The 22,695-nt window shown below is 57.7% G+C and carries 20 protein-coding genes; 3 read left to right on the forward strand and 17 right to left on the reverse strand.

The window, feature by feature from the left end; genetic code table 11:
- Positions 1-23: 23 nt before the first annotated feature.
- The 3 genes from EST62_RS13085 to EST62_RS13095 form a co-directional block, all read right to left on the reverse strand.
- Positions 24-965 carry a hypothetical protein gene (locus EST62_RS13085; protein WP_129052501.1) on the reverse strand — a complete coding sequence of 314 codons (942 nt, stop codon included), beginning with the start codon at positions 963-965 and terminating at the stop codon, positions 24-26.
- Positions 966-1,113: 148 nt separating this feature from the next.
- On the reverse strand, positions 1,114-1,755 hold the full coding sequence (locus EST62_RS13090; RefSeq protein WP_167599369.1) for a hypothetical protein: 642 nt from the start codon (positions 1,753-1,755) through the stop codon (positions 1,114-1,116).
- A 566-nt stretch (positions 1,756-2,321) separates the two neighbouring features.
- The gene (locus tag EST62_RS13095; RefSeq protein ID WP_129052503.1) at positions 2,322-2,534 is read right to left on the reverse strand and encodes a hypothetical protein; all 213 of its coding nucleotides are present in this window, start codon (positions 2,532-2,534) and stop codon (positions 2,322-2,324) included.
- 648 nt (positions 2,535-3,182) lie between these two features.
- On the opposite strand from EST62_RS13095, the gene EST62_RS13100 reads away from it, so the two are divergent.
- On the forward strand, positions 3,183-3,887 hold the full coding sequence (locus tag EST62_RS13100; RefSeq protein ID WP_129052504.1) for a PHP domain-containing protein: 705 nt from the start codon (positions 3,183-3,185) through the stop codon (positions 3,885-3,887).
- 68 nt (positions 3,888-3,955) lie between these two features.
- On the opposite strand, the gene EST62_RS13105 is transcribed toward EST62_RS13100, so the two are convergent.
- Entirely contained in the window at positions 3,956-4,930 is a 975-nt protein-coding gene (locus EST62_RS13105; RefSeq protein WP_129052505.1) for a calcium/sodium antiporter, read from the reverse strand.
- A 180-nt stretch (positions 4,931-5,110) separates the two neighbouring features.
- On the opposite strand from EST62_RS13105, the gene EST62_RS13110 reads away from it, so the two are divergent.
- The gene (locus EST62_RS13110; protein ID WP_129052506.1) at positions 5,111-5,977 is read left to right on the forward strand and encodes a hypothetical protein; all 867 of its coding nucleotides are present in this window, start codon (positions 5,111-5,113) and stop codon (positions 5,975-5,977) included.
- Positions 5,978-5,987: 10 nt separating this feature from the next.
- Here EST62_RS13110 and bioA read toward each other — a convergent pair whose 3' ends face one another.
- The 8 genes from bioA to EST62_RS13150 all read right to left on the reverse strand — a co-directional run bounded on the left by bioA (position 5,988) and on the right by EST62_RS13150 (position 14,760).
- Entirely contained in the window at positions 5,988-7,295 is a 1,308-nt protein-coding gene (gene bioA, locus EST62_RS13115) for an adenosylmethionine--8-amino-7-oxononanoate transaminase (protein WP_129052507.1), read from the reverse strand.
- 138 nt (positions 7,296-7,433) lie between these two features.
- Complete coding sequence (gene bioD, locus EST62_RS13120) at positions 7,434-8,129, reverse strand: dethiobiotin synthase (RefSeq protein ID WP_167599370.1); 696 nt, start codon at positions 8,127-8,129, stop codon at positions 7,434-7,436.
- A complete protein-coding gene (bioC, locus tag EST62_RS13125; protein WP_245153675.1) occupies positions 8,126-8,926 on the reverse strand; it encodes a malonyl-ACP O-methyltransferase BioC in 801 nt (266 codons plus the stop codon). Before bioC ends, bioD begins: the two co-directional genes overlap by 4 nt.
- The gene (locus EST62_RS13130) at positions 8,905-9,585 is read right to left on the reverse strand and encodes a DUF452 family protein (RefSeq protein ID WP_129052509.1); all 681 of its coding nucleotides are present in this window, start codon (positions 9,583-9,585) and stop codon (positions 8,905-8,907) included. The genes bioC and EST62_RS13130 overlap by 22 nt, the downstream gene beginning before the upstream one ends.
- The gene (locus EST62_RS13135) at positions 9,582-10,799 is read right to left on the reverse strand and encodes an 8-amino-7-oxononanoate synthase (protein ID WP_129052510.1); all 1,218 of its coding nucleotides are present in this window, start codon (positions 10,797-10,799) and stop codon (positions 9,582-9,584) included. The genes EST62_RS13130 and EST62_RS13135 overlap by 4 nt, the downstream gene beginning before the upstream one ends.
- The gene (bioB, locus tag EST62_RS13140; protein WP_129052511.1) at positions 10,796-11,797 is read right to left on the reverse strand and encodes a biotin synthase BioB; all 1,002 of its coding nucleotides are present in this window, start codon (positions 11,795-11,797) and stop codon (positions 10,796-10,798) included. Before bioB ends, EST62_RS13135 begins: the two co-directional genes overlap by 4 nt.
- On the reverse strand, positions 11,794-12,795 hold the full coding sequence (locus tag EST62_RS13145; RefSeq protein ID WP_129052512.1) for a biotin--[acetyl-CoA-carboxylase] ligase: 1,002 nt from the start codon (positions 12,793-12,795) through the stop codon (positions 11,794-11,796). Before EST62_RS13145 ends, bioB begins: the two co-directional genes overlap by 4 nt.
- A gap of 213 nt (positions 12,796-13,008) precedes the next feature.
- On the reverse strand, positions 13,009-14,760 hold the full coding sequence (locus tag EST62_RS13150) for an N-acetylmuramoyl-L-alanine amidase (protein WP_245153676.1): 1,752 nt from the start codon (positions 14,758-14,760) through the stop codon (positions 13,009-13,011).
- A gap of 395 nt (positions 14,761-15,155) precedes the next feature.
- Between EST62_RS13150 and topA the strand changes: the two genes are divergently transcribed.
- The gene (gene topA / locus EST62_RS13155) at positions 15,156-17,555 is read left to right on the forward strand and encodes a type I DNA topoisomerase (protein WP_129052513.1); all 2,400 of its coding nucleotides are present in this window, start codon (positions 15,156-15,158) and stop codon (positions 17,553-17,555) included.
- Positions 17,556-17,633: 78 nt separating this feature from the next.
- On the opposite strand, the gene EST62_RS13160 is transcribed toward topA, so the two are convergent.
- The 5 genes from EST62_RS13160 to EST62_RS13180 form a co-directional block, all read right to left on the reverse strand.
- Positions 17,634-18,203 (reverse strand): four helix bundle suffix domain-containing protein, encoded by a 570-nt coding sequence (locus EST62_RS13160; protein WP_129052514.1) that lies wholly within the window; start codon positions 18,201-18,203, stop codon positions 17,634-17,636.
- A 78-nt stretch (positions 18,204-18,281) separates the two neighbouring features.
- Positions 18,282-18,968 (reverse strand): hypothetical protein, encoded by a 687-nt coding sequence (locus tag EST62_RS13165; protein WP_129052515.1) that lies wholly within the window; start codon positions 18,966-18,968, stop codon positions 18,282-18,284.
- Between the two features lie 185 nt (positions 18,969-19,153).
- A complete protein-coding gene (dinD, locus tag EST62_RS13170; protein ID WP_129052516.1) occupies positions 19,154-20,008 on the reverse strand; it encodes a DNA damage-inducible protein D in 855 nt (284 codons plus the stop codon).
- Between the two features lie 234 nt (positions 20,009-20,242).
- The gene (gene feoB, locus EST62_RS13175) at positions 20,243-22,381 is read right to left on the reverse strand and encodes a ferrous iron transport protein B (protein WP_129052517.1); all 2,139 of its coding nucleotides are present in this window, start codon (positions 22,379-22,381) and stop codon (positions 20,243-20,245) included.
- Positions 22,378-22,671 (reverse strand): FeoA family protein, encoded by a 294-nt coding sequence (locus EST62_RS13180; RefSeq protein ID WP_129052518.1) that lies wholly within the window; start codon positions 22,669-22,671, stop codon positions 22,378-22,380. The genes feoB and EST62_RS13180 overlap by 4 nt, the downstream gene beginning before the upstream one ends.
- Positions 22,672-22,695: the final 24 nt, after the last annotated feature.

Raw genomic sequence — 22,695 nt, forward strand, 5'->3', positions numbered from 1 at the left:
ATTTTAAGAGAAAAATATCGATATTATTCTTTAACCTTAAAAACTTTTATCTTGCCTTCAAGACTTTTTGGTGTCGGATAGGCTTGAAGCCAAGCCGGGATATTTCCTTTCCAAAGTTGATGATGAAATATATTGTCTGATTCTTCAGCATTATTACTAATATCAATAAAATAATCACAAATCCCGCACTCCGGTCGGCCTATTATTATTACCTGTATTCCTCTTTGCTGGACAATCATATGGGCATCATCCTGCTTTTTCGCATTCATGAAGTGATAGGTGTCGAGTATTCCGGAAGTATTTCGGTGTGATGGCGTACCTATCACTTCATGATGGGTTTTGCAAAGCAGTAGCGGTCCAAGGTAGATGCTTGTTAGTATCCGTTTTGGTGTGTTTTTTAATAATTGATCATTGTTGAGATATTGGCATATTTGAGATAAAAATTTTTTGTCATATACTAAATAGCCTTGGTCTTTAGAACTAAAAAGCATGTTTGGCGCCACAAAGGCATAACAGCATATCAAAATAAAACACGTTCTGACAAACCTGTAATATGACCGGCCAGTATTATTCTTGATAAAGATATAAAAATGAGAAATGCCATACGATATGGGGATGAGAGCGCACAGCATAGCATATGCGATCATGCGATACATCAAAGCTGACAGAAAGATATAAGCTATACTTATGAATGTTATAAATAACCAGGCTTGTCTTTTTTTTGTGTGCTTGCGAAAAGCAAGAGAAATGCCGAGAGGCACTGCTGGCAGCGTCATTGCCCAAAAGGCATAAGATAATTTTTGGTGAATATTATTCCCTGAAAACAATCCGGTAAATTCATTCGTTTGATTTAAATAAATTAATTTAATTGCCGGGCTTATGTCGGAAAGTGGATTTTTAAAAAAAAAAGGAAATAAATCAAGCATGAACAAGAAGCAGACTATAGCTCCGGTTGTTGCTATCAAGATACGTCTTTTTTTGTTTTTCAGGAGGTTGCTCCATTTACTTAAAAGAGCGGTAAGAATCCAAAAAGAAGTGATGATCGCGAATAAGAAAATATGAACTATAGAGATTCGATCATATACAATATTTATTAGTTCATCATATCTTGTATCAAAAAAACATTGCCAGTGAAGTTGTTAATAGTAGCGAGAGAGAAAAGACAAGATTTTTGATTTCATGGTTTGTTCCTTCAATAATCCACGCAAGCCCAAAGAACGCACTGGCTATAAGAATAATAGTAATGTTTTCCAGTCCAGACCACAGAGATATCCCGCCTACAATACCACAAAGCGAAAACCATTTCGAGTTCTCATTCATAATTGACTTGAGAATTAAAGCTACAAACAAAGAGAATAGAAAAATTTGAGCCCCATGGTGATCTGGTACTCCCATATCAAAAATGCCAAAAAGATATAATTGAAAAGGAAAGAGAATTCCAAAAATCGAGGCTCGTAAATCCCCGACCAAATCACGCAAGCTCCAGAAAAGAACGAGAAAAGTAAGTATATGTAATAGCGGATTAATAATAATTGACCACCATAAAAGCGCGACGTTAAAATTAACAAAAAATGATCCTATATATGCGCCGACATATAATAGTAGATCAAACGCGGATGTCCAGTGAAGGGTTTCGCCATAGGGGGCATTGCTGCGGTAAAGAGTTGTGTGAAATGTATTTCCATAATTATATAAATCTTTTACTCTTACAAGATGCCAGTATCCGTCAAAATCGCGTAACGTGATCTGTTGCAATATCAAGTCGTGATAGTTAAAGAATATCACCATATGGAATAATAAAATCATCATGACTATGAAAAAAGGATGATACCCTTTATCGTCGTCTGTCTTGTATTTCAAATTTATATCGGTCATTTTTTTAAACTCACTCTAAAGGTTTTAAGCCCGTTATGTTATTTTAACTAACCGCCTGCAATATTTCAAATTATTGCTCGTCGATTAAGCTTTGAAATAACAAGAGCTTCTAATAGCAAGAATGCGTATGACAGTCTCAGCGATAAAGGGGAAGGATAGCACTTTATATAGGTAATGTATTGTATATATAAATAAATTATAGTTATTGTCGATAGGCTTGGCAAGTCAATATGGCAGTGAGGTGATTGATCGAATGGCTGGTCATGGAGAGTTGCTGATAAAAAAATTGCCGATACGGTGGATTTCAGCGGCATCGCCCCTCTGATCGGGAATCAGAAGCGTTTTCAAGCGCTAATTCTCCATCAAAATCGGTTATTGCTCCGGCAACAATAAATCGCAAAGAGATCCCGGAGATGAGGCTGTCGTTCTGAATAAAACGAAGCCTGTCAGGGAAACGCATTGATGGCCGTAGTAAACAGATCGGCGATTACATCCTTCAGGGCTTGAGCAGACCCAACCAGAGCGGCGGCGATCAAGAGGCCGAGCAAGCCGTATTCCATTGTAATGACGCCTTTTTCTGGTCTGAAGTTTGACCACTTGTTAAGGGTAGTTTGTATCGACTCAATGGCCAATTGAATGACGAAAAACATGTTTGACATAGCTTTCCCTCCCCCCCCGTTAAAATTATTGGCTCTTTACTGTTAGGCGTTGACTATCGGAGATGTCTCATGAATTGACCGTGTAACGGGCGATAAATAAATGTCTGTAAGTGTCTATTTTAATATGGCTCATAGCCTTTCCCCATGAGGCTCGCCAACCTGTTTTTGATGCCGATTATGATTATGCGCAAATCAGGATTCAGCAATCAGCGAGATTTATGTTGTTTCCTTATAATGTATAAAAAAAGTAAACCAAAATAGTCAGATCAAGCTCATTTGCATAGAATAACAATTTTTTTCGACTTTTTTTCCTGTTATAAACTTGTTCTGCTTGAGAAGGAGCCGGAGATGGCAGAGGTGGCGGGAGTATTCTCTTGAGGGTATTCCTTAAAGTCAGTAGTGATATAAGATATTGAAATATATAGCCTTAGTCTTGATTTTTCCGAGCGGAATATCTCGCATCTGATTCCCCTCCCGGCTTTATTTGCGTTCATCCTCATCAATGGCAATAGTCGCCGGGTAGCCCGCAGGCGAGGTTGTTTCCTGCGCAGAAAAGAGTTTGCAGAGGGTTCACGCTTCGGGTGCGCATCGTCTCGCTTTACGGCCTTACTTTGGCATGGCTTTGATCTCAATTTTACCGGGATGCTCATGCAATGGCTTTATTGCGATTTTCATATCCACACAACCTGGAGTGACGGCAATTGCTCGATTGACGAGGTTGTCGATCTTTACGGCGAGACGGGATTCGATGTGATCGCCATCACCGATCATGTGCTTGACAGCGGAAGCATCGAGCGTTACGGGAAGCCGGTTTCCGAGCTTTCCGTCATGGATCGTCAGGATTTTGGCGCGTACCAGGAGGCGTTGTGGGGGGCGGCAAGGAGGGCGTGGGAGCGGTATGGAATGCTGCTGATTCCGGGTGTCGAGCTGACCAACAATACGCAGCGCTACCACATCCTCGCCCTCGACATCAAAGAGTACATCGCTCCCGATCTCTCCGTCGAAGAGATCATTGAATCCATCCACCGACAACAGGGCATTTCGGTTGCCTGCCACCCCTATTTCAGGAACCATTCCGGGGAAGACCCGTCGTTCTACCTCTGGGAAAACCATGAACGCCTCGCCTCGCTGTTCGACGCCTGGGAGGTGGCCAACCGTGACGACCTGTTCAATGTGGTCGGTCTGAAAAAGTTCAACTACATCGCCAACTCCGACTTTCACGAACGGCGTCATCTGCTCTCGTGGAAAACGCTCTTGCGGTGCGAAAAGAATGTCGAGTCGGTCAAGGAGGCGATCCGGAAGAACGACCAGGTTTCGCTGTTTTTGTACCGTGGCGGAAAAATCCGGCCATGAGTGGCGTTTTTGCCGGAGAGCCGCCAAAAGCCAATCCCGCGCCATCGAGACAGCGTCGCCTCGCGCGCTCAGCTCGCGCTCGACATGACAAGGTAGATGGTGTAGGCGACATAGCTGCCGACAAGAAAGCCGCCCTCGATCCTGTTGATGCGGCCAGTGCCTGCGCCGCGAAAGCCGTAACCGAAGACGAACAGCGACAGGGTCAGCACAGACATCACCATGATGTCGCGGGAAAAGACCACCGGCGCTATTTCCGCCGGATGGATCGATCCGGCGATTCCGGCAACGGCCAGAGTGTTGAACAGATTGGAACCCAGCACGTTGCCCAAGGCGATGTCGTGCTCGCCCTTGCGGGCGGCTACGACCGAAGAGGCCAGTTCCGGCAGTGAGGTGCCAACCGCCACGATCGTGAGTCCGATAACCAGATTGCTCACGCCAAGCGCCGCCGCTATGCCGACCGCTCCCCAGACAAGCATTTGCGAACTCAGGAGCAGCAGGGCGAGGCCAAGGGCTATCAGGAAAAGAGCTTTTTTCAGCGGCATCCGGTGCTGTTCGAGCTCCTGCTCCATCTCTTCGCCGAAGTCGTCGCTCGATTTACTGATGCCTTCCCGAACCGACCAGCCGGTCAGAAGCGCAAATATGCCGAGCAGCATGATGGCATCCTGCCGGTCAAGCATACCGTCGGAGAACAGAAACGCCGCGATGGCCGTCACGACGCTCAGGATCGGCAACTCCTTGCGAAGGACGCGGGAGTGCACGGCAATCGGGCTGATGAGCGAGGCGATGCCGAGAATGAGCGCGATATTGGTGATATTCGATCCGATCGCGTTGCCCAGCGCAATGTCGGGATTGCCCTGGGAGGAGGAGATGGCTGACACCGACATTTCGGGGGCCGAAGTGCCAAACCCCACGATCACCATGCCGATCAGCAGCGGAGGAATCCTGAAATGGCGGGCCGTCGCGGCTGCGCCGTCAACAAAACGACCGGCGCTCCAGACCAGCAACGCCAGTCCGGCAACCACCGCGAGAGAAAACAACAGCATAGTGAATCAGTTTGACAGGTGAGCGATTGCGGAAGATAATACGCCGCGCGAATCCTTCCGAATCGATCCGGTAGCGGAAACCCGTTCACGAGACTTTAACGGAAAGATTGAGCGGGTTTTGCTATTTTTGTGGTGTTGCAAAAACATCCGGCCGTGACTTGCGGCCTCAAATGCGGAACGATGGTTGTTTTTCTCCGGCGCTTTGTCGCCCTGTACGACTGGTTTGAGCAGCTCTGGGAAGACCGGCGACGGGAGCGCGTTGCAGCCAATCTGCTGCTGCTGGCGTTCCTCTCTTCGCTCATGCTGATCGAGCTTGCCCGGCAGGGGCTGCTTCCGGTGGAAGTCGCTGCCCTGCTGCCGAAAAGCCACTACTACGCCATCAGCACAGCGCTCTCCATGCTGCTCGGCCTCGAAGTGTTCGGGCTGGTCTTCAGTCTCTCCAAATCGGTTTCGGTGTCGGTCGGCAAGCAGTTTGAAATTCTCTCGCTCATTCTGCTTCGCCACTCCTTCAGCGAGCTGGTGCATTTCAGCGAGCCGCTGGGCTGGGCGGAGGCGTCGCAGCCGGTGCTCCTCATGCTTGCCTATGCGGGCGGCGGCCTGTCGATTTTCCTCCTGCTCGGCGTCTATTACAAGCTCCAGCACCATCGCGCCATCACCCGCGACAAGGAGGCCGCGGCGGATTTCATCGCCGTCAAGAAGATCATCTCGCTTTTGCTCCTGCTGATCTTTCTCGTGATCGGCGCTATCGACGGTTTGAAGTATCTGAATGGCAATGCCACGAACGAATTCTTTTCGCTCTTCTTCACGATTCTCATCTTCAGCGACGTGCTGATCGTGCTGATTTCGCTGCGCTACAGTTCGAGCTATCCCGTTGTTTTCCGGAACTCCGGGTTCGCCGTCGCCACCTTGCTCATCCGGCTCGCCCTGACCGCGCCGCCCTACATCAGCGTGCTGCTCGGCATCGGCGCGATTGCGTTCGCCATTGGCATCACCTTCGCCTACAACCGCTTCGATAACGCTGAGATGCAGCGCTCGGCGCATATCTGAGCGCTGCATCTCAGCGTTGTGCTTCATCGGAATTGGGTGGAGCGCCGTCAGCACTCATCTCCAGCACCTCGCAGACCGCCGAGGTGAGCCGGGCCAGCTCTCCGTCGCCGATGATGAATGGAGGCATGAGATAGACCAGTCGCCCGAACGGCCGCACCCAGACGCCGCGCTCGACGAACTCCCGCTGGATTTTCGCCATATCGACCGGGCAGTCGAGTTCCACCACGCCAATCGCGCCAAGCACGCGCACGTCGCGCACGCCGTCGAGCTTCGTGCAGGGGGCGAGTTCCTCGGCGAGCTGCTTCTCGATGCGCCGGACGCTCGATTGCCAGTCGCTGGAGAGCAACAGGCGAAGGCTCGCCACCGCCGCCGCGCAGGCGAGCGGGTTGGCCATGAAGGTGGGGCCGTGCATGAACACGCCGGGGTCGCCCGTCGAGATCGTGTCAGCCACATGGCCGGAGGCGACCGTTGCGGCGAGGCTCATGTAGCCGCCGGTCAGCGCCTTGCCGAGGCAAACGATGTCGGGCGTGACGCCCGCGTACTCCATCGCGAACATCCGGCCCGTTCGCCCGAAGCCGGTGGCGATCTCGTCGAAAATGAGCAGCACCTCGTGCTCATCGCACAGCTCGCGGAGGCGTTGCAGATAAACCAGATTGTAGAAGCGCATCCCGCCCGCCCCCTGCACGATTGGCTCGATGATGACCGCCGCGACGGTGCTGGCGTGAGTTTCGAGCATCTGCTTCATCTCCGACATCGCCTCCTCGCGCCACGGCTCGCGGAAGCCGCACGACGGCGCTTCGGCGAAGAGCTGCTCCGGCACTGCGCCGCTGAAGAGGCTGTGCATTCCCGTGACCGGATCGCAGACCGACATGGCCATGAAGGTGTCGCCGTGGTAGCCGGAACGCACCGTCAGCAAGCGCTTCTTCTCCGGCCTGCCTGCCGCCTGCCAGTATTGCAGCGCCATTTTGATGGCTACCTCGACCGACACCGAGCCGGAGTCGCAGAAGAAAACCCGGTCGAGCGGATCGGGCAACAGGCCGATAAGCAGGCGGCCAAGCTCGATGGCTGGCTGGTGCGTCAGGCCGCCGAACATGACGTGGCTCATGCGACCGAGCTGCTCCGTCACGGCGCGGTTCAGCGCCGGGTGGTTGTAGCCGTGGATCGCCGCCCACCACGAAGACATACCATCGATGAGCTGCCGCCCGTCCTCCAGCTCGATCATCACGCCGCTGGCGCTTTTGACCGGATAGACCGGCAGCGGCTCCTTCATCGAGGTGTAGGGGTGCCAGAGATGCTGGCGGTCGAATTCGAGATCCATGATAACTACTCCGGCAATTAAAACGCTTGATAATTGCCCCGGACTTTAGTCCGGGGTGTATGCATAACACAAAATATATCAGGGCTTTAGCCCAATCTCTTTTTGCGGAGGCATTTGCGATGTATTGTCACCGAAGCACTAATTGTTCTGCGGGTTCAGGATGCGTTGCAGGTCGCCCGCCGTCGCCGCGAGGCCGCGGGCGTCGAGATCGATCACCGGCGCGTCGCCGCAGCCGAGGCGCTTGAGGGCGGCGGCGATCACCGTGCGCGTGTCGGCGGCGATGCGTTCGTCCGCCTCGAAGAACCGGTTGTAGATGATGCCTCGAACCGGAATGCGCCGCGCCGCGCATGCTTCGAGCGAGAGCAGCGTGTGGTTGATGCTGCCGAGGCGGGGCGAAGTGACCAGCACGAGGCCGTAGCCCGCGTCGCGCGCGTAGTCCGCGAAAAGCAGCTCCGGCGTGAGCGGCACGAGCAGCCCGCCAACCCCTTCGAGCAGCACGAGCTCGTAGCGCAACTGTAATTTGAAGGTGCTGCGCCGGATCGCCATGAAGTCGATCTCGCGCCCCTCCAGCGCGGCGGCCAGATGCGGCGAGGCCGGAAAGCGGAAGAGGTACGGGCAGGTCGTGCCGTCCAGATCGACCTCCTGCAACGGGATGCCCATCAGCTCGCGATGCGCGGCAATGTCCTCCGAAACGCCCTCGCAGCCGGTCTGCACGATCTTTTGCGTGATCGTGCGCACTCCCGCCCCGGCGAAGCTCCGGGCGAGCTGGCCGGTGGCGACGGTTTTGCCGATGCCGGTATCGATGCCGGAGATGGCGAGCACTTCTCCTTTCATGACTCTTTCCTCCTGAAACAGCAATAAACGGGATGCCAGGTGAGCGCGACGCCGCTGCCCGTCGGGTAGGCCGTGCGGTAGCGGTGCAGAAAATCGAGATAGCGCGAGCGCGTCCAGGCGCGGCGGGAAACGCCGTTCACGCCGGTTGCGCGGATGTGGCGGAGTACCGCTTCGGGCGTCTCGAACTCCTGCCGGACGATCTCCTCTTCGATGGCGATCACCTCGAATGCCGCTCCGCCAAGTGCGGCGACTTCGCCGATGCTCCGGTAGGGGAGCGCCGCCTCGCCGAGCGCGGCGATTTCGCGCATGTTCTCTGCGCCGAAGGTGCTGAACGCCACGAGGCCGCCCGGCATCATCGACGCCGAGAGCCGCTCGAAAAATCGCGCCGGATCGTGCAGCCACTGCACGGTGGCGTTCGAGACAGCGAGATCGAGATTGGCGGGCAGCGGATCGAGCGGCTCGACGTCGCCGGGCAGGAACTCCAGCCGCCCGATCGTCCGTCCGGCCAGCGCCTGTTCGACGAACACGCGGCTTTCGGCGACGAGATCGTTGGCGAAAAACACGTCCGCCGAGTGGCGCTCGAAGAGCATCGAGGTGAGCATGGCCGAGCCGCAGCCGAACTCGAAGACGCGGCCAAGCGGCGGCGCGGCTCCGGCGCTCTCGATCATCGCAACCAGCCGGGCGGCCATGCGGCGCTGCACCTCGGCGTGACCGGCGTAGGTCGGCAGCGCCCGCCGGAAGCGGCGGCGCACGAGCTGCTTGTCGATCACGCCGCTCATGCCAGCAACTCCCGCCATCCGGCGAGGTGGGTGAAGGGAAAGTGGGGCATCCCGGCAATTTCGACGGCGGGCACTCCCGCCTCGCGCCACGCCCGGCGCTGGTTCTCCGGCGAAAAGATCAGGTCGCGCTCGCCAATCACTGCCTTCGAGAACCTCCACGACGCGGCGCTTTCCGCCGGGCAGCGGGCGACAGCATCGCCAATCGAGCGAAGCTCCGCCTGCTGGTCGTTGGCATCTCGCTCCGAACGGACGGCCTCGGCGATCTCCGGCGGAACGCCGCCCATCATCCGGCGCTCGAAGCGCTTGCGGTTCTCGTCGTTCCAGCTTTCGAGCGTTCCACGGAAAATCTCCGGCGGAATGCCGCGCTCCGCATCGACCGGCGTCGGCGTACCGTTGATCGCCACGGCGTGGCCAACTCGCCCGATCCCGGCGTTCGAGGCCGCCCAGACGCCGAGTGACCAGGCGACAAGATCGACCGAATCCGCGTTGGCCATCGCCTCGCCGAGCCATGCGGGCAGCGAGAGGTCGCGGTAGTCGCAGAGTACGGCGATGTCGCGTCCGTCGCCGCTGGGCCACGCCGAAACGAGCCAGTCGGCCACGCGGCGATCCATGCCCCAGCCGTTGAAAAAGAGCAGCAGATTTTGGTTGCCTCGCCGGACGATCCACTCCGCTTTCACGATGCGCCCCTTTTCATGGTTTCGGCAAGCGCGGCGATGTCTTTGCCGGTGAGGTCGGCGCGGAGCGAAAAACGAAGGCGCGAGCTGTTTTCGGGCACGGTCGGCGGGCGCACCGGCAGCGCGTGGAATCCCGCCTCGCCGAGCGCTCCGGCCATCGCCACCGCCCGGCTGTCTTCGCCCAGCACCACCGGCACGATGTGGCTCTCGCCGGGAACGTCGAACCCCGCCTCCCGAAGCCGGATGCGCAACGAGGCGGCGAGGCCGAGCAGATGCTCGCGCTCCGGCTGCATTTCGAGCTGTCGTGTGAAGGTGGCGAGGCTCCAGGCGAGCGTCATCGGCGGCAGGGCGGTGGTGAAGATCAGGGTGCGCATCGTGTTGACGAGGTACTCCCGGAAGAGGCCGCGCATGACGGCGTACGCGCCTGTCGAGGCGAGCGACTTGCCGAAGGTGCCGACGATGATATCGATCTCCCGCGTCACCCCCGCCTCTTCGCAAAGGCCGAGGCCCCGGCTGCCGAAGACGCCTACGCCGTGCGCTTCGTCCACGATCAGCACCGCGCCGTAGCGCCGCTTGAGATCGACGAGACGCCAGAGGTCGGCCAGGTCGCCATCCATGCTGAAGACCGATTCGGTGACGATGAAAATCTGCCGGTACCGATCTCCGGCGGCCTGGAGCAGCTCTTCGAGATGATCGCAGTCGGCGTGGCGGAAGCGGCGGTACTCGGCCTCGGCGATTCGCAGGCCGTCGATGATGCTCGCGTGGTTGAGCTTGTCGCTGAGGATCAGGTCGTGGCGGGTGGCGAGCGCGGGCAGAATGCCGGTGTTGGCGTGGTAGCCGCTGTTGAAGACGAGCGCCGCTTCGCTGCCGTACGCGGCGGCAAGCGCAGCTTCGAGCTGGTCGCAGACCGGGTGGTGCCCCGTCAAGAGGCGCGACGAGGAGCTGGTCATGGCGTAGCGCCCGTCATCGAACCGATCATCCCGAATCCCGGCGATGAACGACTTGAAAAGCTCGCGGTCAGCGCCGAGGCCGAGGTAGTCGTTCGAGGAGAGGTTCAGCAGCTCGCGCCCGGCAACGGTGATGAACCGCCCGCTCCGCTCGCCGGTGGCGGGGATGGAGCGGAAGCGCTGCTTCGCTTTCAGCTTTTCAAGCTCCGCCGCAATGTCGGCCAGAATCGGCAGCTCGGCGTAGCCCGTGTCCGTAACTCCGCCGCTCATGAGAACATCGAGAGTTGCCGGGCGAGCTGCCGGTCGGCGGCAATGTCGCGGCCACGGGTGGTCAGGTAGCCGCCGGTGAGGAAGCCATCCGCGCCGGCGAGCATCAGCAACCCCTGAAAATCCTTCATCACGGTTTCGCGCCCGGCGGCGAACTTGATGATCTTCGTCGGGTGCGCGAGGCGGCAAATGGCGAAGGTTTTGGCGATCTCCGGCACCGAGACCGGCGCTGCCCCTTCGAGCGGCGTGCCGTCGATGGGCACCAGCACGTTGAGCGGAATGACCGACACGTCGAGGTCGCGCAGCGCGAAGATCATGCCGATGCGCTCCTGCATCGTTTCTCCGACGCCGAGAATGCCGCCGCAACAGACCGCGATGCCGCTGGCTCGCAGCCGCCGGATCGTCTCGATGCGCTCGTCAACGCCGTGCGTCGTGGCGATCAGCTCGCCGTAGCGGCGCGGATCGACCTGGATGTTGATGTTGTAGTGCGCAACGCCGTGACGGGCCAGTTCGGCGGCAGGCTCGTCGCCAAGGACGCCGAGCGAGGCGCAGATGTACAGGCCGGGCAGTTCGCGGTGCAACAGGTCGATCATGCCGAGAATTCGCTCGAACTCTGGCGTGATTTTCAGGTAGCCGTAGCCGCTCGTGACGATGCCGAAGTGGCCGATTCCCTGCTCCCAGGCGCTCCGGGCCTGTTCGAGCACCCGCGCCTCATCGACCAGCTCATAGACCTCGACCTCGGCGCTGTTGTGCTTCGACTGGGCGCAGAAGCGGCAGTTCTCGCCGCACACCCCGGATTTGGCGTTCATGATCGAGCAAGCGTGAATCGCGCCGTGGTTCACGGCATGGCGGGCCTTGACCTTGCTGGCGAGCGACACCAGGTCGAGCACCTCGGAGTCCGGCAGGTTGGCCAGCGCCGTGGCGAGTTCGAGCGATACCGGCTCGCCGGTATCGAGCACCCGGTAAGCCGCTTCAATGTCGGGGTGCAGTCGTGATGTCATGCGGGTCTCGTTTCATGGTTGAGGGGGAGCAGGTGCGCCTCGCCCGAAGTGACGGGAAGAATCGTTCCGTCGGCGGTGCGCAAGAGGAGGTGGCCCTGCGGCGACAGCCCCGCCTCCGCGCCGACGAGCACCGTGTTGAACTGCTCGATCTTCAGCTCGCGCCCCTTCAGCCAGGCGTGAGTTTCGAGGCAGGGTAGAATGAACGAAAGATCGTCCCGACCGAGCCATTCGAGGTAGAGGTGCTCGAAGCGGTTCAGCACGGCGGCGAGCAGGCGGGCGCGACAGGCGCGAGCGCCGGTTTCGATGGCGATGGAGGTGGCGATGCTTTGCAGCTCCTCCGGCACGGGATCGAGGTTGACGTTCAGCCCGAAGCCCACCACGACGAAGTGGGTGCAGTCCGGCTCGGACTCCATTTCACACAAAATGCCGCAGAGCTTGCGTCTGCTCGCGATAATGTCGTTCGGCCACTTGATGAAAGCCGTGAGGCCTGGGCACTCCTCCGAAATAGCGTCGTGGATCGCCGCCGCCGCCACGAGCGGAATCTCCGGCACGCGGACGGAGGGCACGGGCGGGCGCAGCACGATGGAACAGTAGAGATTCACGCCCGGCGGCGAAACCCACGCGCGGCGCATCCGCCCCCGTCCGCCCGTCTGGCTGTCGGCCACCACCACCGCGCCCTCCGGCGCGCCATCGCGGGCCAGCGCTCGCGCCCGGAGGTTGGTCGAGTCGGTGCTCGCCAGAGAGATGAAGTTTCGTCCGAACGACGCCGTGTCGAGCAGTGGCGCGACCTCCTCCGGCACCGGATTTCCGGTGAGGCGTTCGAGCCGGTAGCCCCTGCCGCTCACCGCTTCGATGGCGTATCCCGCCTTGCGCAGGGCGGCGATGTGCTTCCATACCGCGCTCCGGGTGATCCGCAGCTCGGCGCAGAGCTCGCCGCCGGAAACAAATCCGCCATCGTCGGCGAGGCGTCGCAGAATGGTCGCCGTCACCGGATTCATGCTGCCGCCTCCGCGCCCGGAGCCGTCAGTGGCAAAAGATGGTTATGACAGGAATCATTCATGTCGAAACAGTTTCGATCTGAAAAAGGAGTGCGCGTCGCCGGAGCCGAATGGTCAACCTGAATGTAATGGCTGGTTGACAACTATACAAAAAGCAAATCTGGCAAAGCGGCGCTGGCGATGGCTGGCGGGAGTGTCCTGCGGCCTCGGCGGTCAGTTGACGGCGCGGGAGGAAACCGCCATTCGGCTTTCGTAGGCCGAGCGGTATTGTTGCAGTCCCTGAAAAATGGCGTACGCAACGCCGGTCTGCGCTTTTCGGTCGCGCAGGAGCTTCTCCTCGGCGGGGTTTGAGAGGTAGCCGGTCTCGACCAGAATGCTCGGCATCGAAGGCGTCCAGAGCACCATGAATCCCGCCTGCCGCACGCCGAGTCCGTTGTTGCTGCCGTCACGCCCCAGCCGCCGGAGCACATCCTGCGCCAGCTCGGTCGATTGCGTGGCGAAGGCGCTCTGCGCCATGCTGCTCATGATGAGGTACTCGTCCGAAAAGCCTTTGTAGCTCTCGTTCGAGTTCTCCTCCTCGGTGATGACCGAGTTCTCGAACATAGCCACATTGAGCGCGGCCTGCGTTTTGTGAGGGCCGAGAATATAGACCTCCGGGCCGCGTACCTTGCGGTTGCCGGCGGTGGAGTTGCAGTGGATGCTGATGAACACCTTGCCGCCGTAGCGATTGGCGATCTGGCCGCGCTCCTTGAGGGGAATGAACCGGTCTTCCTTGCGGGTGTAGATCACCTTGACCTCCGGCCACTTCTGCCGGATGAACATGCCGAGGTCGCGGGCGATGTTCAGCACCACATCCTTTTCGCGCGTACCCGTGATGCCGATGGCTCCGGGGTCTTTGCCGCCATGTCCGGCGTCGATGACCACTGCGTCGAGCTTCCACTTGTCCACATCGTGGCTCAGGCGCTCCTGGATGCGGCGCTCCTTTTCGGTCATATGGATCGCTTCGACATCGACGTCATTCATGACGGAGATCACATAATCGTTCTTTGCGGCGTCATACCTGAACGATGATGATTTGATCGATGAGGAGGGGATGTTGAGCGCGATGGTGAACTGCATGGCCCCGCTGTCGAGAGGCATCGGGCTGATCGATTTGACCACCCCGCCCGGGTAATTCTTTGCAAGACGCGCAGGGTTTCCGGTGGCGTTTTCAATGGTCAGGTAGAGGTTGTTGCTCTTGTCCGCCCTGAGAAACGAGGCGTTGCGGGTGCCGCCGGTGGCTGAAAACCGGATGACGGCGCCGTTTGCAAGGGATTGAATCCTTATGTTGTCGATCACGGTTTTTTCTCTGGCCGCGCTTGAATCCCTGCCGCTATCCGGTGCTGGCGCAGACGGTTCCGGCGATTTCGGCGGCGGGGCGTCGTCGGGGAGCTGGCCGACCGATTGCAGCGAAGCGCTCGGCCAGCGGCTGCCGAGCTCGGCGTCGATCCGCCCCGTCCGCGCATTGTACCGAACCTGACGGCCAAGCCAGAGCGTAAACATCCGGCACGCCTGGTCAACCGGCAGGAAGACCCGATCTCTGCCGAACACGGGAGCCGAGGCGAGCTGGAGCACCCGTATCGGGCTGTCCCCGGCGGCGGAACCGATTACCGCAAAATTGTTCTTCTCCGTGAGGATGCAGCTTGTCACCGTGGAGCCGAACGCTTCGTCGATCTGCATCCGCCTGCCGTCGAAAACGCTGCCGAGCCGCATGGCGCGAGCCAGCGATCCGATGTCGGCCAGAAACAGCTCGCCGGACTGCTCACCCTGCACCTTGATGGTATAACCCTGATCGGGACCATTGGCGACTCGCAGGAAAACGGCATCCTGTCCGGAATTTTCGGCCAGAGCGGCGGAGGCAAACATGACAAAAAACAGCAGGAGGCCAAGCGGCCTGAAAAATTGTCTGGATAAAGAGTCTTTCATGATACGCATTGAAATCGTCGCTATGCATTGGGGCGGCCTTGAGGGCACCGTTAAAAACTTGATGTCCCGACAGGCGTCTGGCCGCTCAGGACATTTTTTAGCGGCAGCCTTGATAACAATGGCGTTACAGGCATGACCGCTCTTTGTGGTGGCAATGAACCGTGGCCCTGGCCTTCTGTCGATCGGGGTAATAATAAGCAATAAAAAGCTCAGCATCCAGCGTCGGACGAAGCCTGTCGCCATAAATTTCCAGCGTACGCCGACAAAGGCCCGGATAGGACAGAATTTGTTTTTTGGCGGGCAAGCCCTATCTTTTTCCGACATTATTTGCAAGGGCGTCTCCCGGTTGTAGCGACGGGCAGCCCGCAATCCCAAAGCAACAGGGCTCCATCGCAATGGCTTCAAAAAGCGCAACCCCTTCGGCCAGGAACAGAACCCTGATCGTCGTCGAGTCGCCCTCAAAGGCGAAAACTATCAACAAATATCTGGGCGACGATTACACGGTCTATGCTTCGGTAGGGCATATCAAGGACTTGCCCAAAAAAGAGATCGGCATCGATTTCGACAATCACTACGAGCCGCGATACGAAGTGATCGCCGGAAAGGAGAAGGTGGTGCGGCAGCTCAAGAAGCTTGCCGGGGAGGCCAACGAAGTGTTGATCGCCACCGACCCCGACCGCGAAGGCGAGGCCATCGCGTGGCACATCTCCAACGAGATCGAGTTTGCCAAAAAGCCGGTTTTTCGGGTGCTTTTCAACGAAATCACCAAGAACGCCATCATCGAGTCGGTCAACAATCCGAAGCAGATTGACTACCGGCTCGTGCGCTCGCAGCAGACCCGGCAGGGCCTCGACAAGATCGTCGGCTACAAGATCAGCCCGTTCCTGTGGAACGTGGTCTATCGCGGCCTTTCGGCAGGCAGGGTGCAGTCCGTGGCGCTCCGGCTGATCTGCGAGCGCGAGACGGAGATCGAGGCCTTCACGCCGCAGGAGTACTGGACGATCTACGCCGATTTCACTACCGACGCAGGCGAAACCTTCCGGACGAAGCTCGTCAAGGTCAAGGGCGACAAGCCCGACATCACCTCCGGCGAAGAGGCCGAAGCGATCGCGTCGGCCATCCAGGGCCGCCTGTTCGCCATCGGCGAGATCGTGCCGAAGGTGCTTCAGCGCAAGCAGCCGCTGCCCTTCACCACCTCGCTCTTGCAGCAGGCGGCCTCCAACCAGCTCGGCTTCGGCTCGCAGAAAACGATGCGCACCGCCCAGCAGCTCTACGAAGGCATCGACCTCGGCCCGGAGGGCGCGACCGGCCTCATCACCTACATGCGAACCGACTCGACCCGCATCAGCGGCGAGGCGGTCGCGCAGGCGCACGACTACATTTCGCAGCAGTTCGGGCCGGAGTACAAAGGCTTCGGCAGCCAGGGCAAGGCGGGCAAGAACGCCCAGGATGCGCACGAAGCGATCCGCCCCACCTCGGTGACGCGCACGCCCGAATCGCTGCGCCGCCACCTGACGCCCGACCAGTTCAGGCTCTACGAACTGATCTGGAAGCGCTTTGTCGCCGCGATGATGGCTCCGGCCAAGATCGAGCAGACCCGCGTGGACGTGGAAGATCACCAGAAAGAGTTCGTCTTCCGCGCCACGGGCAACAAGGTGCTTTTCCCCGGCTTCTTCCGGGTCTATGACGACCAGCAGGAGCTTGAATACGAAGCGCAGAAATCGACCCGCGACGAAATCGAAAAGGAGCAGATGGTCAAGCTGCCCGAAAAGATTTCGGTGAGCGACCAGCTCGCCATGTCGGCGCTCGACCGCAAGCAGAGCTTCACCCGTCCGCCCGCCCGCTTCACCGAGGCGAGCCTGGTCAAGGAGCTCGACAACTACGGCATTGGCCGCCCTTCCACCTACGCCTCGATCTTCTCGACCCTTCAGGAGCGGCGCTATGTGGAGCTTCAGAAGAAAAAGATCATCCCGACCGAACTGGGGCGCGATGTTTCGACGATTCTCGTGGCGAACTTCCCCGACCTGTTCAACGTCCGCTTCACTGCCGAGATGGAGGACGAACTCGACAAGGTCGCCTCTGGCGACGACGAGTACGAAAAGGTGCTCGACGCTTTTTACCGTCCGCTCGAATCGGTTTTGAGCCACCGCAAGAGCGACCCGCTCATTCCGCAGAACCGCGACGCCGTCATCTGCCAAAAGTGCGGCAAGGGGCACATGGTGGTGAAGTGGACGACGAGCGGCAAGTTCCTCGGCTGCTCGGACTACCCGAAGTGCAAGAACGTCAAGGCGATCACCACCAACAAGGCCAAGCCGAAGGAGACCGGTGTGCGTTGCCCGTCGTGCGGCGAGGGGCACATGCTGTTGCGTAACGGCCGGTTCGGCCCGTTCCTGGCCTGCTCGAACTACCCGAAGTGCAACACGCTGCTCAACCTCAGCAAGCTGCGCCACATCGAGCCGATCAAGGTTCCGCCAGTCACCACCGATCTGGCTTGCGCCAAATGCGGCGCGCCGATGTATTTGCGAACCGGCAAGCGCGGCCTGTGGCTCGGCTGCTCGAAGTTCCCGAAGTGCCGCGGACGGCTCTCGTGGAACACGCTCGATGAAGCGACCCAAAAGCGCCTTGAGAAGGCGATGGACGAGCACATGGCGGCCCACCCGGCCGTAACGATCACGATGCTCGACGGCACGCCTGCCCCGATGAACCTGCCCATCGAGGACATCATCACCCGCGCCGAAGATGCGGGCCTCATCACCGCCGCAAGCGAACAGCAGGAGGCCGAAGCCACAGCATGAGGAGCCGGGGGAGAGGCGGTAAAGACCAAAAGGACGAAAGGGACGAAAAGGGCGAGATGAAAAGAGAGAGACCGAGGACTACTTCTCTTTGGCGCTTCTTCTCTGAAGCCGGGCTTTTGTCATGCGCTCCCGTATCCCGCCTTGTTCGAGGAAGCAACTCTCGATACTTTGAAGCTGTCGATCGAGCAGATAACAGCACACTTTGACAAGTCCAATGATGACATTCGCGCAGATTTCAGGATTTTCGTGCTCGATCCCTTTCCGGAAGGTCTCATAATCCGCATCGGGCTGCCGGTTGAGTTCCCTCAGCCGCAACGCATAAGGATGCCGCGCATCCCACTCCGGCAATCCATTGACGCGAAGAAAATCCCGATAATCGGCAAGCAGCTCTTCGAGACTCGCCCTGGCAACGTTGGTCAGTTTCAGCTCCGTCTCCTTTGATGTTCCCGAAGCCATGCTTCCCTCGATGATATTCTGCTTTCCGGAACGAGCCGCCTGAACCATCTGATCGACGGTTCTGTCACGTCTGCTATAAAATCGCCGCGTAAAAGAGACGGTTGCATCGTAAACAATCTCGGACTTTTGATAAGAGAGCAACTTGCGATATCCGCCATGCGGAGGAATAATCCTGTCATCCGGCATAGTCATAAATTTTGGTTATCTATTTTCCTTCACTTTCGTCCCTTCCGTCTTTTTTGTCCCTTGTGTCTTTTTCTCTGTCAACTCTTAAAGATGCGGGCACTGCTCTTTGCGAAGTTCATAGAGACGTTGAACATCAGCGCCACGCTCATGAAAAAGCTTTTTGAAAGCCAGCCCTCTGCACAAATATTTTTTCAAATCATGTACATCCCCTGCTCCCGTCAAAACCATGTCCCCTCTGATCTCGCCAAATCGTGCCTCATAAAACAGGTTACTGATATTCTCCAAAGCAGTTAATGCCTTTTCATCATCACCCTCCGGGAATTCGCCGATAACCCCTTTTGCCAAAAATACCTCCTTGTCGTAATGGGCGAAATACTTGTTTCTTGCGGTATAAATTGCGCCATTCTTCCTGTCACAGAATGAAAGAGGTATGCGAGATAACTCTTCATTGACAGACTGTTTCAATAGCTCACTCCAACCAAATTCCGCATCGTTCAGAATATTCTCGACACTGAAATTCTCGACACCGCACGATTTTGGAGGGCCCAGCAATTTTGAAAATTCGAGATTCAGATAATTGACTAAAACATCACGTATCAACTCAAAAAATCGACCCGCCGCCCTTTGCAAAAGCATACGATCCTCCTCCGCATCAACAAGCTGCTTGAGCGTGTAATGATATATTTTCAACTCATGCACAGCACCAGAAAACTGCGTCACAATCTCATCGAGACGAGTCTTATCCTCATTTGCTTTTGGATTTGAGCTCATATGCTCTTTTCCTTAAAATGGTTATAAAACAAAGTTAAAAAAACATCTCTAAATCGTGTATCGCGACATTCACTTCATGCAGGGGTTAGATGAATGACATTTCCATGCTCAGTTCATTATACGATTTTCCTGCCAGTTCAGCGGCTTTGCTCATGGCGATAACCGGCGCATTGCATCTCCTTCCCTCACTCCTCGGATGCGTCGTTCAAGCCGTCGGGATTTTTCAGCGAGCGCTTTTCCTCGGAAGCAAGACGGCGCTCGACCTTTTTGACGTCCTCTGCCGGGGGTAGGGTTTCCGGGCGGATTCCGCGTTCCAGAAGGGTGTTCCGTACGGCGGCGTTGTTGGTTACGTGCTCTCGCGAAATCTCCGATTCGCTGCTCATGCCATGCTCGCGAGCATTGAAAATGGTGATCTCGCTCGCGAAATCCTTGGCTTTCAGGATGATGGTTGGCGCGAAATCCGCCAGCGGCCTTTTATCCGGCACGTTCCACTGCGCCTTCATCGCCTGCGTGCTTTTACCGAACAAGGCGTGATCGCCTTTGCTTCGAATTACGGCAAAACTCTCAGTGCCGCCCGTCTGCTCGAAAATGACGCCCGACAGCTCCTTTTCCGTTTCGCTGAGTTTCTTTCGCGCCGACACCCGCTCCGCTTCGAGCAGACGCTGCTCGATAAGCTCGGCTCGCCGGGTCTGAATGGCGAAGTAGGTCTGCGCGAAGGCACTCTCCTGCTTTCGCGGATCGCCGTTTTGCGCGACGAGATAGCAGGCATACCGGGTCAGCATGATGTCCTCGATCTCCCGCTGACTGCCTGAGCCGAGGTTGACCATTTTGTTGACGTCAACAAAATGGTCAGACACAGCATAGCCAGATACTTCGCAAGATATCTTCGCTTTTGAGACGACAGTATTAAAATTGCGCCATTCACCGTAACCCAGCAGTTGCTGGAGGTCACGGGCAAGCCAGAATTCGACGCCGCTTTCGGTTTGCCGCGCATGGGCTTCAAATGAGGCTGTCAACGAATGAATCTGTTCGGTTTTCATGATTCAAGAATTTAGGGGTTGGATTCTCAATACATGATTTTATGGGCACGGAGACAAGCCGCTCTCTGAAATCTGCGTCGCCGAAGGTCAACGCCTGAGCGGTGACGCATCACGGAAGATCGGTTCAGCGTCACCGGCTCAACGTAAATAATTGTCAGCTCGCGCGCAAAGGGTTGCGAGTGCTGAAATACTCCGCTCTCGCCATTGCGTCGGAGAAGACGATTTTGACGCCGCCTACATCCACAGCAGCGCGAGATGGTAGGTGATGAACGAGGCGATCCATGCCACCAGCATGACGTAGGCTGAGTAGAAAAGCACCGGCTTCCACGTGCCGACCTCTTTTTTCATCACCCCCACCGCCGCCACGCAGGGGATGTAGAGCAGCACGAACACCATCAGGCTCAGCGCGGTAGCCTTGCTGAATCCCGGTTCGCTTCGGAGAATCTCCGAAAGGCTCGTCTCGCCGGCGGCGTGGCCTATCGAGAAAATCGTGCCGAGCGTCGAGACCACCACCTCTTTGGCCGCAAGCCCCGTCACCAGCGCAATGCCGATGCGCCAGTCGAAGCCGAGCGGGCGGATGAGCGGTTCGAGCAGCTTGCCGCTTCGTCCCGCAATCGAGTATTCGAGCTGGCCCGCGTCGATTCGCGCTTCGAGCTTCTGCCGTTGTTCCGCCTTCAGCTCCAGCGCGACTGCCGATGCCTCGATCCGCGCGGTCTCCGTCGCCAGCTCCGCGTCGAGCGCCGAGCTGCGCGGGAAGTTGCTCGCCACCCAGATCAGAATCACTGCGCCGAGAATCAGCGTTCCGGCTTTTTTCAGGTACATCACGGCCTTCATCCGCGCCTGGAACACCACCGAGGTGAGCGTCGGCCAGCGGTAGGGCGGCAGCTCCATCACGAACGGTTCAGAGTCGCTTTTCAGAACAGTGGATTTCAGCAGCCACGCCGTCCAGAGGCCCACGGCTATGCCGAGCAGGTAGATGCCGAACATGACGTTCGCCGCCATCGCGGGCGGGAAGAAGGCCCCGGCCAAGAGCACATAGACCGGCAGCTTCGCGCCGCAGCTCATGAATGGAATCGTCATGATTGTGGCGAGGCGATCCGACCGGCTCTTCAGGGTACGAGTGGCCATGATGGCCGGAATCGAGCAGCCGAAGCCGGTAATCATCGGAATGAAGGACTTGCCGTGCAGGCCGAAGCGGTGCATCACCTTGTCGATCACGAAGGCCGCGCGCGCCATGTAGCCGGAGGCTTCGAGGAACGACAGGCCCATGAAGAGCAGTACGATGTTGGGCAGAAACACCACCACGCTGCCCACGCCGGAGATCACGCCGTCAACGAAGATCGAGCGCACCATTCCGGCAGGCAGGTGCGGGGCGACCGTTTCCGACAGCAGGCCGAAGGAGTATGCAAGCGCCTCCATGAGCGGCTTGCCCAAGGTAAAGGTGAGCTGAAAAATCGCCCAGACGACCAGAAAAAAGACCGGCAGGCCGAGCACCCGGTTCAGCACCACCATGTCGATGTAGTCGCTCGCCGAGGCTCGCGTCGTCTTCGGCTTGCGCACGCACTCCTGCATCGCGCCGCGCACGAAGGCGTGGCGATCCTCGGTGATGAGCGCTTCGGGATCGGTGCTGTGCAGCATGCCGCACTCCGAAATCGCCTCCTGCAACGCCAGCTCGATTTTGACCCACACCGGGTACTTCTGCACCTGGGTGTAAACCTCGCGGTCGTTTTCGAGCAGCTTGATGGCCATCCAGCGGTGGTTGGCCGCTTTGTCAAGCGCCGGCTCATGGCAGAGCATGCCGACGATTTTGTCAATCGCCTTCTCTACCTCCGCGCTGAAGCTCACCTTGTTCTTTCTGATTTCGATGCGCCCCTCGCTGACGCTGACGATATGGTCGAGCAGGTCGTCGAGTCCCTTGTGGTTTCGCGCGGAGATCGGCACGATGTGGCTGCCGAAGAGCTGTTCGAGCTGGTCGAGGTCGATGGAAATTCCCTGCTGTTCGACCTCGTCCATCATGTTGAGCGCCACGAGCAGATCGACCTCCATCTCCATGAGCTGCACGGTGAGCATCAGGTTCCGTTCGAGGTTGGTGCCCTCGACGACGTTGACCACCACGTTGGGCTTCTCGTCGATGATGAAGCGGCGCGTGACGATCTCCTCCGGCGAGTAGGGCGTCAGCGAATAGGTTCCCGGCAGATCGACCACGGTGATGCGGTAGTTCTTGTAATCGAGATAACCCTCGTGCTTTTCGATGGTGACGCCGGGGAAGTTGCCCACCCGCTGGTGCGCGCCGGTCAGCGCGTTGAAGAGCGAGGACTTACCCGCATTGGGATTGCCGGCCAGGGCGACCGTGATGGTTTTATGCTGGCTCATGCGCGGCGTCCGAAACGATGGCGTTTGCGCAACCCTTGCCATCCGTGCTGACGGCCTTCCGCCGAGGCGAGTTTGTGTACGGTGATACCGTCAGCCTCGTTGCGACGCATCGTCAGCAGCAGGCCGTTGCAACTGATTTCTATGGGATCGCCAAGCGGGGCGAACCGCAGCAGCTCCAGCTCCGTGCCCCTCACCAGCCCCAGATCCATGAGGCGACGCCTGACAGCCGGTTCCGCCGCGACCGAACTCACCTGCGCCCGATCTCCGGCTTTCAATTCCGATAACTTCATCTGTTTTTCAATCCTGTAAAAAAA

The organism is Chlorobaculum sp. 24CR, from assembly GCF_004118635.1.
Taxonomy (GTDB): Bacteria; Bacteroidota; Chlorobiia; order Chlorobiales; family Chlorobiaceae; genus Chlorobaculum.

Bases quoted from the DNA above. Each gene is read 5' to 3' on its own strand.
- topA (WP_129052513.1), top strand. From the start codon at position 15,156: ATGGCTTCAAAAAGCGCAACCCCTTCGGCCAGGAACAGAACCCTGATC.
- EST62_RS13165 (WP_129052515.1), bottom strand. From the start codon at position 18,968: ATGAGCTCAAATCCAAAAGCAAATGAGGATAAGACTCGTCTCGATGAG.
- bioD (WP_167599370.1), bottom strand. From the start codon at position 8,129: ATGAAAGGAGAAGTGCTCGCCATCTCCGGCATCGATACCGGCATCGGC.
- EST62_RS13105 (WP_129052505.1), bottom strand. From the start codon at position 4,930: ATGCTGTTGTTTTCTCTCGCGGTGGTTGCCGGACTGGCGTTGCTGGTC.
- EST62_RS13110 (WP_129052506.1), top strand. From the start codon at position 5,111: ATGGTTGTTTTTCTCCGGCGCTTTGTCGCCCTGTACGACTGGTTTGAG.
- EST62_RS13100 (WP_129052504.1), top strand. From the start codon at position 3,183: ATGCAATGGCTTTATTGCGATTTTCATATCCACACAACCTGGAGTGAC.
- EST62_RS13145 (WP_129052512.1), bottom strand. From the start codon at position 12,795: ATGAATCCGGTGACGGCGACCATTCTGCGACGCCTCGCCGACGATGGC.
- EST62_RS13180 (WP_129052518.1), bottom strand. From the start codon at position 22,671: ATGAAGTTATCGGAATTGAAAGCCGGAGATCGGGCGCAGGTGAGTTCG.
- dinD (WP_129052516.1), bottom strand. From the start codon at position 20,008: ATGAAAACCGAACAGATTCATTCGTTGACAGCCTCATTTGAAGCCCAT.
- EST62_RS13150 (WP_245153676.1), bottom strand. From the start codon at position 14,760: ATGAAAGACTCTTTATCCAGACAATTTTTCAGGCCGCTTGGCCTCCTG.
- bioC (WP_245153675.1), bottom strand. From the start codon at position 8,926: ATGGCGGGAGTTGCTGGCATGAGCGGCGTGATCGACAAGCAGCTCGTG.
- bioA (WP_129052507.1), bottom strand. From the start codon at position 7,295: ATGGATCTCGAATTCGACCGCCAGCATCTCTGGCACCCCTACACCTCG.
- EST62_RS13135 (WP_129052510.1), bottom strand. From the start codon at position 10,799: ATGAGCGGCGGAGTTACGGACACGGGCTACGCCGAGCTGCCGATTCTG.
- EST62_RS13160 (WP_129052514.1), bottom strand. From the start codon at position 18,203: ATGACTATGCCGGATGACAGGATTATTCCTCCGCATGGCGGATATCGC.
- EST62_RS13095 (WP_129052503.1), bottom strand. From the start codon at position 2,534: ATGTCAAACATGTTTTTCGTCATTCAATTGGCCATTGAGTCGATACAA.
- feoB (WP_129052517.1), bottom strand. From the start codon at position 22,381: ATGAGCCAGCATAAAACCATCACGGTCGCCCTGGCCGGCAATCCCAAT.
- bioB (WP_129052511.1), bottom strand. From the start codon at position 11,797: ATGACATCACGACTGCACCCCGACATTGAAGCGGCTTACCGGGTGCTC.